Source organism: Klenkia sesuvii, assembly GCF_037083825.1.
In the GTDB taxonomy this organism is placed as follows: domain Bacteria; phylum Actinomycetota; class Actinomycetes; order Mycobacteriales; family Geodermatophilaceae; genus Klenkia; species Klenkia sesuvii.
This window is the reverse complement of the sequence record NZ_JBAPLU010000022.1, coordinates 1-12,774: the sequence shown is the minus strand read 5'-3', so window position 1 is coordinate 12,774 and position 12,774 is coordinate 1. Positions and strand designations below refer to the sequence as shown.

The 12,774-nt window shown below is 76.5% G+C and carries 17 protein-coding genes and 1 riboswitch; of the genes, 10 read left to right on the top strand and 7 right to left on the bottom strand.

The window, feature by feature from the left end; genetic code table 11:
* Nucleotides 1-10: 10 nt before the first annotated feature.
* Complete coding sequence (locus TEK04_RS17615) at nucleotides 11-508, top strand: PaaI family thioesterase (RefSeq protein ID WP_336405661.1); 498 nt, start codon at nucleotides 11-13, stop codon at nucleotides 506-508.
* Nucleotides 505-1,131, top strand: coding sequence for an N-acetyltransferase (locus TEK04_RS17610; RefSeq protein WP_336405660.1), 627 nt, complete (start codon nucleotides 505-507; stop codon nucleotides 1,129-1,131). Before TEK04_RS17615 ends, TEK04_RS17610 begins: the two co-directional genes overlap by 4 nt.
* Here the strand turns inward: TEK04_RS17610 and TEK04_RS17605 are convergent.
* Both TEK04_RS17605 and fabG read right to left on the bottom strand, forming a co-directional pair.
* Nucleotides 1,099-1,824 (bottom strand): class I SAM-dependent methyltransferase, encoded by a 726-nt coding sequence (locus TEK04_RS17605; protein ID WP_336405659.1) that lies wholly within the window; start codon nucleotides 1,822-1,824, stop codon nucleotides 1,099-1,101. The genes TEK04_RS17610 and TEK04_RS17605 overlap by 33 nt on opposite strands.
* Before the next feature lie 157 nt (nucleotides 1,825-1,981).
* Complete coding sequence (gene fabG / locus TEK04_RS17600) at nucleotides 1,982-2,740, bottom strand: 3-oxoacyl-ACP reductase FabG (RefSeq protein WP_336405658.1); 759 nt, start codon at nucleotides 2,738-2,740, stop codon at nucleotides 1,982-1,984.
* A gap of 103 nt (nucleotides 2,741-2,843) precedes the next feature.
* Here fabG and TEK04_RS17595 point away from each other — a divergent pair, with 103 nt between their 5' ends.
* The 5 genes from TEK04_RS17595 (at nucleotide 2,844) to TEK04_RS17575 (ending at nucleotide 6,464) form a co-directional block, all read left to right on the top strand.
* On the top strand, nucleotides 2,844-3,101 hold the full coding sequence (locus TEK04_RS17595) for a hypothetical protein (protein ID WP_336405657.1): 258 nt from the start codon (nucleotides 2,844-2,846) through the stop codon (nucleotides 3,099-3,101).
* 11 nt (nucleotides 3,102-3,112) lie between these two features.
* Entirely contained in the window at nucleotides 3,113-3,529 is a 417-nt protein-coding gene (locus tag TEK04_RS17590; protein ID WP_336405656.1) for a TA system VapC family ribonuclease toxin, read from the top strand.
* Nucleotides 3,530-3,603: 74 nt separating this feature from the next.
* A riboswitch (TPP riboswitch) is annotated at nucleotides 3,604-3,706 on the top strand.
* Between the two features lie 19 nt (nucleotides 3,707-3,725).
* Nucleotides 3,726-4,286, top strand: a complete 561-nt coding sequence (locus tag TEK04_RS17585) for an ECF transporter S component (protein ID WP_336405655.1) — start codon at nucleotides 3,726-3,728, stop codon at nucleotides 4,284-4,286.
* A 55-nt stretch (nucleotides 4,287-4,341) separates the two neighbouring features.
* On the top strand, nucleotides 4,342-5,706 hold the full coding sequence (locus TEK04_RS17580; RefSeq protein WP_336405654.1) for an ABC transporter ATP-binding protein: 1,365 nt from the start codon (nucleotides 4,342-4,344) through the stop codon (nucleotides 5,704-5,706).
* The gene (locus TEK04_RS17575; RefSeq protein ID WP_336405653.1) at nucleotides 5,703-6,464 is read left to right on the top strand and encodes an energy-coupling factor transporter transmembrane component T family protein; all 762 of its coding nucleotides are present in this window, start codon (nucleotides 5,703-5,705) and stop codon (nucleotides 6,462-6,464) included. Before TEK04_RS17580 ends, TEK04_RS17575 begins: the two co-directional genes overlap by 4 nt.
* Before the next feature lie 3 nt (nucleotides 6,465-6,467).
* On the opposite strand, the gene TEK04_RS17570 is transcribed toward TEK04_RS17575, so the two are convergent.
* Genes TEK04_RS17570 through TEK04_RS17560 form a run of 3 tightly spaced genes read right to left on the bottom strand, consistent with a single transcriptional unit; the run spans nucleotide 6,468 to nucleotide 10,122 of the window.
* Nucleotides 6,468-7,985, bottom strand: a complete 1,518-nt coding sequence (locus tag TEK04_RS17570) for a DUF6297 family protein (RefSeq protein ID WP_336405652.1) — start codon at nucleotides 7,983-7,985, stop codon at nucleotides 6,468-6,470.
* Entirely contained in the window at nucleotides 7,982-8,668 is a 687-nt protein-coding gene (locus TEK04_RS17565) for an ABC transporter ATP-binding protein (protein ID WP_336405651.1), read from the bottom strand. Before TEK04_RS17565 ends, TEK04_RS17570 begins: the two co-directional genes overlap by 4 nt.
* A gap of 32 nt (nucleotides 8,669-8,700) precedes the next feature.
* Nucleotides 8,701-10,122: a reverse transcriptase family protein gene (locus TEK04_RS17560; protein WP_336405650.1), complete on the bottom strand. Its 1,422-nt coding sequence runs from the start codon at nucleotides 10,120-10,122 to the stop codon at nucleotides 8,701-8,703.
* 227 nt (nucleotides 10,123-10,349) lie between these two features.
* Between TEK04_RS17560 and TEK04_RS17555 the strand changes: the two genes are divergently transcribed.
* The 3 genes from TEK04_RS17555 (at nucleotide 10,350) to TEK04_RS17545 (ending at nucleotide 11,882) form a co-directional block, all read left to right on the top strand.
* Complete coding sequence (locus tag TEK04_RS17555; RefSeq protein WP_336405649.1) at nucleotides 10,350-10,898, top strand: DUF1697 domain-containing protein; 549 nt, start codon at nucleotides 10,350-10,352, stop codon at nucleotides 10,896-10,898.
* A gap of 145 nt (nucleotides 10,899-11,043) precedes the next feature.
* Complete coding sequence (locus TEK04_RS17550; RefSeq protein ID WP_336405648.1) at nucleotides 11,044-11,487, top strand: ATP-binding protein; 444 nt, start codon at nucleotides 11,044-11,046, stop codon at nucleotides 11,485-11,487.
* Nucleotides 11,484-11,882 carry a rhodanese-like domain-containing protein gene (locus TEK04_RS17545; RefSeq protein WP_336405647.1) on the top strand — a complete coding sequence of 133 codons (399 nt, stop codon included), beginning with the start codon at nucleotides 11,484-11,486 and terminating at the stop codon, nucleotides 11,880-11,882. Before TEK04_RS17550 ends, TEK04_RS17545 begins: the two co-directional genes overlap by 4 nt.
* 69 nt (nucleotides 11,883-11,951) lie before the next feature.
* Here TEK04_RS17545 and TEK04_RS17540 read toward each other — a convergent pair whose 3' ends face one another.
* A complete protein-coding gene (locus TEK04_RS17540) occupies nucleotides 11,952-12,368 on the bottom strand; it encodes a type II toxin-antitoxin system VapC family toxin (protein ID WP_336405646.1) in 417 nt (138 codons plus the stop codon).
* The gene (locus TEK04_RS17535; RefSeq protein WP_336405645.1) at nucleotides 12,365-12,595 is read right to left on the bottom strand and encodes a CopG family ribbon-helix-helix protein; all 231 of its coding nucleotides are present in this window, start codon (nucleotides 12,593-12,595) and stop codon (nucleotides 12,365-12,367) included. Before TEK04_RS17535 ends, TEK04_RS17540 begins: the two co-directional genes overlap by 4 nt.
* Nucleotides 12,596-12,774: the final 179 nt, after the last annotated feature.

Here is a 12,774-nt window from a genome sequence, read left to right as displayed (position 1 = left end):
CTTCGCCGGCATGACCGGAGAGCCGACCCGTGCGCGCAGCTACACCTGGGGCGACCCGATGGAGTCCGCCGCCGAGGTGCGCACCAGCGCCGGCATCGACGTGCTGCGCGGCATCGCCGAGGGCCGGTTGCCCGCGGCCCCGATCGCGTCGACCCTGGGCATGGGCCTGGAGTCCGTCGAGCCGGGCAAGGTCGTGTTCACGCTCGAACCGGCCGAGTTCCACTACAACCCGATCGGTTCGGTGCACGGCGGCGTCTACGCGACCATCCTCGACTCCGCCACCGGCTGCGCCGTGCACTCGATGCTCCCGGCCGGCGTCGGCTACACGAGCCTCGACCTCACCGTGAAGTTCCTGCGCGCCATGACCACCCGCACCGGCCTGGCCCGCTGCACCGGCACGGTCACCCACCTCGGCGGGCGCACCGCGCTGGCCGAGGCCCGCCTGACCGACGCCGACGACCGGCTGCTGGCCACCGCCACCAGCTCGATCCTGGTCCTGCGGCCGTGACCGACGTCCGCCCGGCGCAGCGCCCCGACGTCCCGCGGGTCTCGGCCACGCTGGCCCGCGCCTGGGCCGACTACCGCTGGTCCGGCTGGGCCCTCCCCGAGGACGGCCGAGCCCAGCGGCTGCACCGCTGGTGCGAGCTCGCCGTGCTGCAGGGGCTGGACACCGACTCGGTCTGGACGACGGACGACGGCGCCTGCGTGGCCGTGTGGACGCCGCCGTCCCCGCCGCCGGTGGCCGACGACCTGCAGGCCGTGCTCGACCGCGACCTGCCCCGGATGCTGGGCAGCCGGCAGCCGGTGGTGCTGGCCAGCGAACGGCTCGGCGCGCTCGGCCTGCCCCCGGAGCCGCACTGGCGGCTGGTCGCCCTGGGCACCCTGGCCGACCGCCGGCACGCCGGCCTGGCCGCTGCGGTGTGCCGGCCGGTGCTGGACCGGTGCGACGCCGAGGGGACGCCGGCCGCCCTGACCGTCCACACCCGGCTGGCCCTCACCTGGGCGCAGCGGCACGGCTTCGCGGTCACCCACGCCACCCGCACCGCCGTCGACCACGAGCTGCCGGTCTGGACGATGGTCCGCCGGCCGGCGTCCCCCTCAGGCGGCGGCGAGGGCCGGGACGACCGGTAGCTGCAGGGCGCCGGCCAGCTCGGCCGAGCGGTCACCGGGCAGCAGCGGCGACCGGGTGAACAGCGCCACGGCCACCATGTAGGAGTCCTCGTCGGCCCAGCCCCGGCCGGCGTCCACCAGCTCGCGGATGCGGTGCAGCACCTTGGGCTCGCGGCTGTAGTGACCGAGCTCCAGCGGCATCGCCAGGAAGCTGGTCACCCGGTACCCGGCGTCGGCGGCGGCCGCGAGGGTGCCCACCGGGTCGGCGTAGCTGGCGACGGCGGCCACCACGTGCTCCCACGGGCCGTCGAGCAGCCGCACCAGCAACGCGTTGCCGTCCTCCCCGCCCCAGAGCCCGGGCAGCTCGAGGTCGCCGTCGGGCGCGGGCAGGTAGGGCGGGTTGGTGACCACGGTGCGGGCCGGGCTGCCAGCGCTGCCGGCGAAGAAGTCGCCGTGCTCGACGGTGTAGCGGTCGGCCACCCCGTGCTCGGCGATGGTGCCGCGGGCGGCGACCACCGACTCGCCGTCGACGTCCCACGACCGCACCCGCAGGCCCGGCATGCCGGCGACCACGCCGGCCACCGCAGAGGCGTCCCCGGTGCCCAGCTCCACCACGCCGTCGCGGGCCCAGTCGAGCTCCTGGGCGTACTGGCGCAGGACCAGGCCCAGGGAGCACCCGAAGTGCTGGGACTCGGCGGTGCAGTCGAACGGCATGGGCAGCTCCCCGGTCGGGTTCCGCCGGCCCTGCTGGCCTGGCGGTGACGTCCCGGCCGTGGTCTCCAGCCCGAATTCTCTGCGACGCCGGTACCCGCGGGGGGACGGCGCCCAACCATCCGCAGGTGGGAGCGGGTCCCACCTGCGGACGAGGAGGTCAGGCGCGCGGGCCGCCGGCGACGTAGATGACCTGGCCCGAGACGAAGCCCGCGCCCTCGCTGGTCAGGAACGACACGGTGTGCGCGATGTCCTCGGGCTGGCCGACCCGGGCGACCGGGATCTCCTTGGCGGCCATCTTCTTGAAGTCCTCGAAGGGCACGCCCACCCGCTCGGCGGTGGCCGCGGTCATCTCGGTCTCGATGAAACCGGGGGCGATCGCGTTCGCGGTGACGTTGTAGCGGCCCAGCTCGATGGCCAGGGTCTTGGTGAAGCCCTGCATGCCGGCCTTGGCCGCCGAGTAGTTGACCTGGCCGCGGTTGCCCAGCGCCGAGACGCTGGACAGGTTGACGATGCGGCCCCACTCGGCGCTGACCATGTGCTTCTGGGCGGCCTTGCTCATGAGGAAGGCGCCGCGCAGGTGCACGCCCAGGACCGCGTCCCAGTCGTCGACGCTCATCTTGAACAGCAGGTTGTCCCGGGTGATGCCGGCGTTGTTCACCAGCACGGTGGGGCCGCCCAGCTCCTCGGCGACCCGGTCGACGGCGGCGGTCACGCTGGCCTCGTCGGCCACGTTCGCGCCCACCGCGATCGCGTCACCACCGGCGGCCTTGATCTTCTCGACGGTGCCGCCACAGGCGCCCTCGTCGAGGTCGAGCACCGCTACCGACATGCCGTCGGCGGCCAGCCGGGTGGCGATCGCCGCCCCGATGCCCCGGGCCGCACCCGTCACGATCGCCGTCCGCTGCGCCTGCGCCATTGCCTGCTCCTCCACTACCGGTGAGTACGTCTTACGAGATCTCTACCAGGCAGCCCCGGTCGTGCATCTTGATGCGTTGATCGTGCAGACCTAGCATCATGATGTGCGTACCACGTTGACCCTGGACGACGACGTCGCGGCTGCCCTGGCGCAGCGACTGTCCCGTCGGGGCACGAAGCTCCGTCAGGAGGTCAACGACCTGCTGCGGGCCGGACTCGGGGCGATCGATGCCGCCCCTCCAGGTGGGGACGACTACCAGGCGCCGACCTGGGACTCCGGCCCACCGGCAGTGCCCGACCCGAGCACCTGGTCCGACATCCTGGACGACGAGGACGACCGTCGCGCCCTTCCGCCGTCGTGAACCTGGTCGACGTGAACCTGCTCGTGGAGGCGACCATGAGCCAGGCACCGCGTCACGACGCGGCCCGTGCGTGGTGGCAGGGCCAGTTGGTCGGCGCGGGACGGGTCGCACTCCCGTGGGTGTCGCTCACCGGTTTCGTCCGCGTCGTCGGTCAGGCGCGCATCTGGACGCGCCCCATGCCGGTCGGTCCCGCGCTGGCGGCCGTGCGGTCCTGGCTGTCCAGGCCCAACGTGTGGATCCCCGAGGCCGGACCGCGACACCTCGACCTGCTCGACCAGCTCCTGGGCGCCGACTCGTCTGTTCGCCTCGTGACCGACGCGCACCTCGCGGCCCTGGCCATGGAGCACGGGCTCACCGTGTGCAGCCGCGACGGCGACTTCGCCCGGTGGTCCGACCTCGGGGTCCGGCACCACGACCCGCTGCGCTGACCGGGCCCGTCCTGTCGTCCTGCGGGCCCGAGCACGGCAGCACGCGGTCGTGCGTACGATCGGCCGCACAACCGAACACACGACAGGGGAGCGCCTCGGCGCTGAGAGTGCGGGCAACCGCAGACCCTCGAACCTGAACCGGGTCATGCCGGCGTAGGGAGTCTGGAGCAGCACCGTGTCCGTGCAGGACCGCACCGTGAGCACCACCCGTTGGCGCACCGTCGACATCGTCACCACCGCCGTCCTCGGCGTGGCCTTCGGCGTCGTCTTCATCGTCTGGAACCTGCTGAACTCCGCGGTGGCCCTGGTGCCCCCGGTGAGCGGCATCATGAACGGCGTCTACCTGCTCCCGGGCGTGGTCGCCGGGTTGCTGGTCCGCAAGCCGGGGGCGGCCACGTTCGCCTCCACCCTGGCCGCCGCCGTGAGCCTGCTGGCCTCGCCCTACGGCGGGATCATCGTGGTCTACGGGCTGGTGCAGGGCCTGGGCGCCGAGCTGGGCTTCGCGCTCACCCGCTACCGCACCTTCGGCTGGGCCACCGCCGTGCTGGCCGGGGTCACCGCGGGCCTGTCCACCTCGGTGCTGGACATGACGATCTACTACCCCGAGGTGGGGTTCTGGTCGGTCAAGGTGCCCTACACCCTGCTCACCGTGGTCAGCAGCGTGCTGATCGCCGGGGTCCTCGGGCTGCTGCTGGTGCGAGCCCTGGCCCGCACCGGTGCGCTGAGCGCCTTCGCCGCCGGGCGCAGCCGCGTCTGAGCACGGCCCGGCGCACGGCGGCCGGCCGGCCCGGGTCCTGGCCCGCGGGCTGGCGGTGCGGCACGCCTCCCGGCTGGCCTGGGCGCTGACCGACGTCGACCTGCGGGTCGAGCCCGGTGAGCGCGTGCTGGTCACCGGGGCGTCGGGTGCCGGGAAGTCCACGTTGTTCGCCGCGCTCGCCGGGCTGCTGGACCCCGAGGCCGCCGAGGTCACCGGCGAGCTCACGGTGGACGGCGCACCCCCGCGCGCGGCCCGCGACCGGTTCGGGTTGCTCATGCAGGACCCCGACGCGCAGCTGGTCATGACCCGCGCCGGGGACGACGTCGCGTTCGGGCTGGAGAACGCCGGGCTCCCGCCGGCCGAGATCTGGCCGCGGGTCGACGCCGCGCTGGCCGCGGTCGGCTGGCGCCACGACCGGGACCGGGCCACCCAGGCGCTGTCGGGCGGGGAGAAGCAGCGGCTGGTGCTCGCCGGGGCGCTGGCCCGCCGTCCGGGCCTCCTGCTGCTCGACGAGCCGACCGCCCAGCTCGACCCGGACGGCGCCGTCGTCGTCCGGGAGGCGGTCGGGCGGGCCGTCGCCGACCGGGCGACGACGCTGCTGGTGGTCGACCACGACGCCGCCCCCTGGCTGCCGCTGGTGGACCGGGTGGTCGAGGTGCACGCCGGCGGGCTGGTCGAGCACGCGGCCGACTGGGCGCCGGCCCCCCGCGCCGCCGGCCTGTCGCTGCCCCCTCCCCCCGCCGTGACGGGGACCGGTGCGGACGGTGGGGTGCTGGTCGCCGAGCGTGCCGGGTTCACCTACCGGGGGACGACGACGCCCGCCCTGGCACCGGTCGACGTCGGCCTCCCCGCCGGGCGGGTCACCGCGGTCACCGGCCCGAACGGCACGGGCAAGTCCACCCTGGCGTTGCTGCTGGCCGGTCTGCGGGCACCCACCACGGGGGCGGTGCTGGCGTCGGCGGCGTTGGCCGTGCGCGGCGAGCGTCGTCCGCACCGCTGGCGGGCCGGGGACCTGGTGACCCGCATCGGCACCGTCTTCCAGCAGCCCGAGCACCAGTTCCTGACCGGCCGGCTGCGCGACGAGCTCGAGCTGGGCCCGTTGCGCAGCGGGTCGGGGTCGGCCACCGCGCGGGCCCGGGCGCAGGAGCTGCTCGAGCGGCTCGGTCTCGCCCCGTTCGCCGAGGTCAACCCCTACACGCTGTCGGGCGGGCAGCAACGCCGGCTGTCCGTGGCCACCGCCCTGGCCACCGCCCCGCACGTGCTGGTGCTCGACGAGCCCACCTTCGGGCAGGACGCCGCCACCTGGCGGGAGCTGGTCACCCTGCTGGCCGAGCAGCGGGCCGCCGGGTGCGCGGTGTGCACGGTGACCCACGACCGCGACCTGGTCGCCGTGCTGGCCGACGGCGAGGTGGCGCTGTGACGGCCTCGCTCGCCCTCGGCCCGGCCCCCGACGTCCCGCTCTCGCGGATCAACCCGTGCGCCCAGATCCTCGCGTCGGTGGCGGTCAGCCTGGTGCTGCTGGCCACCCTCGACGTCGTGACACCGGCCGTCGTGGTGACCACCGAGCTGTGCCTGCTGCCGGCCGCCGGGTTGACCCACCCCCGCACGCTGCTGCTGCGCACCTGGCCGCTGCTGCTGGGCGCCGGCACGCTGGCCGTGGTCAACGTGGTGCTGGGCGACGCCGGGGCGGTCGGCGCGCTGGGCATCGCGCTGCGGGTCGTCGGGCTGGCCCTGCCCGGTGTGCTGCTGGTGGCCTCGACCGACCCGGTGCGGCTGGCCGACGCCCTCACCGTGCACTGGCGCTTCCCGCCCCGGTTCGCCGTCGGCTCGCTGGCCGCCCTGCGCCTGGCGCCGCTGCTGGTCACCGAGTTCGAGACCGTGCGGCTGGCCCGGCGCACCCGGGGCGTGGAGGCCGGCCGCAACCCGGTGGCCCGCGCCCGGCTGCTGGCCGGGGTCGCCTTCACGCTGCTGGTCGGTGCGGTCCGCCGGGCCGGACGCCTGGCGACCGCCATGGACGCCCGGGGCTTCGACTCCGGCATCCCGCGCACCAACGCCCGCGGCTCGGTGCTGCACCCGCGCGACCACCTGTTCGTGGCCGGCGCGGTGCTGGTCGCGGCGGCGGCGGTGACCGCCAGCGTGCTGGCCGGCACCTGGGCCCCGCTCTTCGTCGGGGGGTGACCCTCAGGGCTTCTTCTGCGCGGTCTCGACCGCGACCAGCGCGAGCAGCAGCGACCAGCCCAGGGCGACCGCCAGCAGCAGGTCGGGCACCTCGCCCAGCAGCAGCCCGATGACCAGCGGCACGGTGCCGAGGACACCGAGGTCCACCCCCCGCACCAGCGTCACCGTCACGCTGGTGGGCACCGCCCCCATCGGCGAGGACAGCACCGGCCCCGACCAGTCCAGCTCGGGCCGGTAGCCCCCGCGCACGACGGCGCCGGCCCACGCCGGCGCGGTGGCCGCGCCCAGCGCGGCCCACTGCCAGCCCAGCCCGGCGACGCCGGCCGACACCGCGCAGACCACCACGAGCACGGCCAGCGGCAGCAGCGCGCGGGCCCGGACGACGTCCCGGGCGCCCAGCGGCAGCGCCCGGTCGGCGGCGGGCGCGGCGTGCGCGCTGCGCGACGGCTCGCCCAGGGCGACCGCGGCGGTGGACCAGCCGACGACGACGGCGATCGCCACCAGGGCCGGCACCCCGCCCAGGCCGTCGGTGCGGGCGGCCAGCACCGGCAACGCGGCGCCGATGGCCAGCTGGCCCCAGCGCCACGGCGAGCGGGCCAGCACCGCGAGGTCACCGGCCACGACCGCCTGCCAGGGCTGGCGCACCCAGGCCCAGCGGCGCGGGCGCCGGGGCGGGTGCACCGGCGTGCCCAGGGCGCGGCCCAGCTCCCGGGTGTCGAGCGACAAGGCCGACGCCGAGGCCACGAACACCGCAGCCCCCCGGTCGCGCAGGGCCCCGGCCCGCAGCCGGCCGGTCACCCGGTCGGCGGCCAGCAGCGCGGCCGCGGCGAGCAGGACCGGCACGCCGGCCAGCACGGGGAGGGGGACGTCGGGGCCGGCCGGCACCCAGGCCCAGCTGCCCAGGGTGCCGGCCACCGCCGGGACGATGACGGCCACGGTCGCCACGGCCCCGGCTGCGGGCGCCACCCAGCCGGTGAGCTCGCGGGTCTGCAGCACCACCAGCACCCCGACGGCGACCAGGGCCAGCAGCACCGCCGCCAGCACGCCGACCGCCACCTCGGGCACGGTGGGGGCGGCCGGTGCGGCGAGCACGACGGGGAGGGCCACCACCACGGCGGCGACCGCGGCGACCCCGCAGGTGCGCACCAGCTCCCCGCGCAGCAGGCCGCGCCGGTCGGCCGGCAGCGGCAGCCACCACGCCGCGGTGGCCGGGGTGGCGCTCACCGGGCCCAGCCGCGAGAGCAGCGCCACCACGGCGGCGGTGACCAGCAGCGCGGCGACCAGCGCGGTCAGCTCGCCGGGCAGGTGGGTGGCCGGGGCCGCGGGCCGGGCGGCGATGCGTTCGCGCAGCGCGGAGAAGGCGCCGCCGAACACCGCCACCACCACCCCGGCCGTGGTGAGCGCGCTGAGCAGGTCACCGCCCAGGGTCACCCAGCTGGTGTCGGCGCGGGCCGCCGTGGCGTGTCGGGTGGCCCGGCGGACGCCGGCACCGGTGAGCTCGCGGGTCGGGTCCGCGTTCATCCCTCGTGCAGCGCCGCGACGGCGGCCCGGGGCGACACGACCGTGCACTCGTCGTCGTCGACCACCAGCACGCGGCGGGCGACGGTGGACAGGAACTCGGCGTCGTGGCTGGCGAACACCACGGTCAGCCCGTCGGCCACGTCGGCGGCGATGCGCGCGGCCAGCCGGCGGCGCATCTGCGCGTCCAGCCGTCGCTCGGGCTCGTCGAGCACCATCAACCGCGCCGGGCGGACGAACGCCGCGGCCAGGGCCAGCCGGCGCCGCTGTCCCGAGGACAGGGCCGAGGGCAGCGCGTGCGCACGCTCGACGAGCCCGAACTCCTCGACCTCCTCGGCCACCACGTCGTCGGCGTCGGCGACCCCGTGCCCGCGGGCGGTGAGCAGCAGGTGCTCGGCGCCGGTGAGCGAAGGGAAGAAGGCGTCGTCGTCGAGCACGGTGACGACGTCCCGGCGGAAGGCGGCCTCGCGCTCGTCGACGTCGCGGCCGTCGAACCGCACCGTGCCGCCGATCGCCGGCAGCAGCCCGACGAGGGTCTGCAGCACCGTCGACTTGCCCGCCCCGTTGGGTCCGATGACCCCCAGCGCGGTGCCCGCCTGGACGCTCACCGTCACGGGGGCGCACACGGTTTCGCCGGCGTAGCCGACGGAGAGGTCGTGCGCCTCGAGCAGCCCGGTCGTCGCCATCGCCGGCAGCGTAGGACCTCCGGCTGTACGCCCTACCGGTCGGTGGGCTCGTCGCGCGCGGCCTCGACGAGCGGCTCGCCCGGCGGCGGCACCGGGGGCGCCCAGTCGACGGCGGCCAGCAGCTCGGCCAGCCGCTGCCCGCGGGCCGGGTGCACCTGGGTGACCCACGCGACCCGGCCGGCCAGGTGCCGGCGCAGGGCGTGCGGGTCACCGTCGAACGCGGCCAGGTCCCCGGCCGAGGGACCGCGTCGGGCGGCGTTGGTCAGCCGGGCCCGCAGCGCGTCGAGCTCGGCCCGGGGCAGCGACGTCCGGTCGTTCACGACGATGCCGGTCACGGTCTGCCGGGCACCCCGGCCGCGGATGCGGGTCTTGCTGCGCTGCACCGCGAAGCCCTCCTCGGCGACGACGGCCGCGACCCGGTCGCGCAGCCCCGCGGTGCCCCGGCGCCCGGAGAACGTGAGGTCGTCGGCGTAGCGGGTGTAGACCGCCCCGGCCGCCCCGGCCAGCCCGGCCAGCCGCCGGTCGAGCCGGTGGGCGGCGAGGTTGGCCAGCTGCGGCGAGGTGGGCGCCCCCTGCGGCAGGTGCGGGAGCGCGAGCGCGGCGCGCAGGTGGTCGCGGGCCGCGGGGGTGCCGCCGGCCGGCATGGTGGCCAGGTCGTCACGGGTGGCCCGGGTGGTGCACAGGCCGGTGAGCAGCGCGGCGACGGGCTCGGGGTAGCCGGCGCTGCGCAGCGTGGCGAAGACCCGGCCGGAGCGGACCGTCGCGAAGAACGCGGCCAGGTCCATCGTGAGGACCTGGTCGGCGCCCACGTGCTGCCGGGCGCCGGTCAGCGCCGAGCGGCCGGCCACGAAGCCGTGCGCCGCCGGGTGCGGAGGCACGGGGGCGAGCACCGCGTCCAGCAGCACCCGCTGCACCCGGCGCAGCCGCGGGGTGGGCACCTCGACCAGGCGGGGCACCCGGCCGGGCCGGGTCAGCCAGTGCCGGCGGTACAGCTGGAGGTGGCCCGAGGGCTCGGTGCGCTGGCGGTCGAGGGGGTCGGCGTACCAGCGCAGGTGGTCCAGGTCGGTGCTCAGCAGCTCGGCGACGTCGGCCAGGTCGTGCAGCGGGTGCACCGGCCAGCGGGTGCGCCCCATGCGGGTCGCGGTCGGCAGCCACGCACGCACCCGGGGCTCGGGGACGGCGGGGGGCACGTCCTCCTCGTCGTCGTACCCCGGCGCCTCGACGGGCAGCGCGTCCCGGGCGGCACGCAGGTAGCGGGCGAACTCGCCCGGGGAGTCACGGGGCGGCTCGCGCCAGGCGGCGAGCGCGGCGGCGACCAGGGCGGGCAGCCAGTCGGGCGCGGGGTCGAGCGCGCGGCGGCCCCGGGCGGTGAGGCCCTCGACCGTCCACGGCCCGTCGGCCAGGAAGGCGGTGGCCAGCGCGCGGGCGGTGCGCTGCTCGGGCGGCTGCTTCACGTGGAACACGGGGATGCGGTGGTGGGCGTCGACCCGTCTCGTCGTCCCTGCGTGGGCGTGCGCGGAGCGCGCCGACACGCCGGAGGCGTGGTGGTGGAGGCTGCGTGCCGTCCCCGGGGCATCCCCGGAGCTGCCGTGCCGACGTGCGGAGCGGCACCCTCGACCGCCCACCACCGCATGCCGCTCACCCTCCCAGAAACCCCTTCCGGAGCGCTACGGTGCCGGACGTGGCCCGTTCCGTCGTCCTGCTGCGCGGCATCAACGTGGGCCGAGCCAAGCGCATCGCCATGGGCCCGCTGCGCGAGGCGCTCACCGAGCGCGGGCACCGCGGGGTGGCCACCCACCTGCAGAGCGGCAACGTGCTGCTCGACACCGACCTGGACGACGCCGCGCTGGCCGCCGACGTGCACGCCTGCGTCCGCGAGCGGTTCGGGCACGAGGTCGACGTCGTCGTCCGCTCCGCCGCCGAGCTGGCCGCCGTCGTCGCCGCCGGCCCGGTGGCTCTGCCGCCGGGCGTCGAGCTCGACCCGAAGCGCTACCTGGTCACCTTCCTCCCCGCGGTGCCCGACCCCACCGCGGTGGCCGCCGTCCCGGAGCCGGGCCCGGACGACGGGGCCTGGGCCCTGGTCGGTCGCGACCTGCACCTCTGGCTCCCCGACGGGGTGCTCGACACCCCGGTCGGGGGCTGGCGGTGGGACCGCCTGCTGGGGTCGCCCGGCACGGGCCGCAACTGGACGACGGTCGAGCGGGTCGCCGCGTTGGCCGGCGACCGGTGAGGGGGCCGGTGACAACGGGACCTTCCGCGTGCCGCAACCTCGTTCCCGTGGTCGACTGTCCGGGGTCCGGGCGCGCCCGTACCCGTCCCCGGCGACCCGGACGACGACCAGCACGACGACCAGGACGACGACCAGGAGTGCCCGCGTGAACCGCGAACCGGCGAGCCCCGTGTGGCCGTCGGCACCCCCGCCCGCCGCCGAGCAGGGACTCACCTGGTCCCTCGACCACGTCTCCCAGCTGCCGCGCGTGCGCGCCCAGCTCCGCCGCCACCTCGCCGAGGCAGGCGGAGCCGGGCGCTCGCCCCACGCCGACGAGCTCGACGACCAGGTGGTGCTGGCCTTCGACGAGATGGCCTCGAACGCGCTGCGCCACGGCGGTGGCGGGGTCGTCGCCCGGCTGGCCCCGCACCGGGACGCCTGGCTGGTCGAGGTCTGCGACGACGCCGGCGGCACACCGCCCACCCCGGCCGTCGACCGCGACCCCAGCCAGGGCGGCCTCGGCTTGCACCTCATCGCCGAGCTGGCGACCGCGCACGGCTGGCAGGCGAGCGGCCGCGCGAAGAGCGTCTGGGCGCTGCTGCCCCGGTGAGCGGGGTCGACGACGTCCTCGCCCGGGCCCGGTCAGGTGTGGTCCGGTTGGATCCCGCGGCGACCGCGGCGGCGATGGCGCGCGGGGCGCTGGTGGTCGACACCCGCACCGAGACCCAGCGGGCCGAGCAGGGCGAGCTGCCCGGTGCGCTGGTCATCGACCGCACGGTGCTCGAGTGGCGACTGGACCCCACCGGCAGCCACCGCATCCCGGAGGCCACCGGCTGGGACCTCGAGGTGGTCGTCGTGTGCCACCAGGGCTACAGCTCCTCCCTCGCCGCGGCCAGCCTGCGCGCGGTCGGGCTGCACCGGGCCACCGACCTGGCCGGCGGGTTCGCCGCCTGGCGGGACGCCGGCTTCCCGGTCGGTCGCGGGCCCGCCGACGTGCGTCGCTAGCGTCGCGGCACGGCCGCCGGGGGGACGACGGTGCTGCGCGGCACCTGGGCCGACCAACCGGAGCCGGGGTCAGCCAGCGGCAGCCTCGGTGGCCGAGATCGCCAGTCCGGCCGCCAGCAAGGCCCGGTCGGCGCTCACCAGCGGGACGTCGAGAGCCTGGGCCGCGCCGGCCCAGCTCGCGTCGTAGAAGGTCAACCGGTGCTGCTCCCCCAGTGCCGCCGCCGCTGTGTGCCACGACGGAGCCGGGTGGGCGAACGGCCCGCACAGGCGGTGCAGGAGGTCGAGCTGGTCAGCGACGACCGTTGCCGGACGCCGGAGCGGGCGGAGCAGCACGTTGCCCAGCTCGTAGGCCACGAGGTCGAGCAGCAGCACCTGCCGCCGTCCGGCCCTGTGGTCGGCGAGCAGCGCGCGAGCGGCCTCGACCTCGGACTCGCCCTCGTCGTGGAACCACTTGAGCACGACGGACGTGTCGACGAGCAGGGTCACCGGTCGCGCTCGGCGCGCACCACGTCGCCGGACTCGAACGCGCCCGCAGACCGCATGGCCGCCCGAGCGCGGTCGAGCAGCGCGTCGAGCTCAGCGGGGTCCTGCTGCTCGAGCTCCCGGCGGGCCGCGGTGGCCAGGAGCGCACTGCGGCTGCTGCCCCGGCGGGCGGCCTCGCGATCGAGGTCGAGCAGCAGCTGCTCGGGCAGGCTCACCATCACCTTCGGCATGCCGGAAGGATATACCCGGGTATGTCTCCGTGGTCCTCCGGCGAGCAGTCCCCGCCGCACCGCACCGCACCGCACCGCACCGCACCGCCGAATTGATCACGGACTCCCGGACGCCCCGGGGCGGCGTGTCGCGCACACAGGTCCGTGATCAACTGCGGGGGCGGGGCGGGGGTGGGGGT

Bases quoted from the DNA above. Each gene is read 5' to 3' on its own strand.
- TEK04_RS17615 (WP_336405661.1), top strand. From the start codon at position 11: ATGACCGGAGAGCCGACCCGTGCGCGCAGCTACACCTGGGGCGACCCG.
- TEK04_RS17605 (WP_336405659.1), bottom strand. From the start codon at position 1,824: ATGCCGTTCGACTGCACCGCCGAGTCCCAGCACTTCGGGTGCTCCCTG.
- fabG (WP_336405658.1), bottom strand. From the start codon at position 2,740: ATGGCGCAGGCGCAGCGGACGGCGATCGTGACGGGTGCGGCCCGGGGC.
- TEK04_RS17570 (WP_336405652.1), bottom strand. From the start codon at position 7,985: ATGAACGCGGACCCGACCCGCGAGCTCACCGGTGCCGGCGTCCGCCGG.
- TEK04_RS17565 (WP_336405651.1), bottom strand. From the start codon at position 8,668: ATGGCGACGACCGGGCTGCTCGAGGCGCACGACCTCTCCGTCGGCTAC.
- TEK04_RS17535 (WP_336405645.1), bottom strand. From the start codon at position 12,595: ATGCCGAAGGTGATGGTGAGCCTGCCCGAGCAGCTGCTGCTCGACCTC.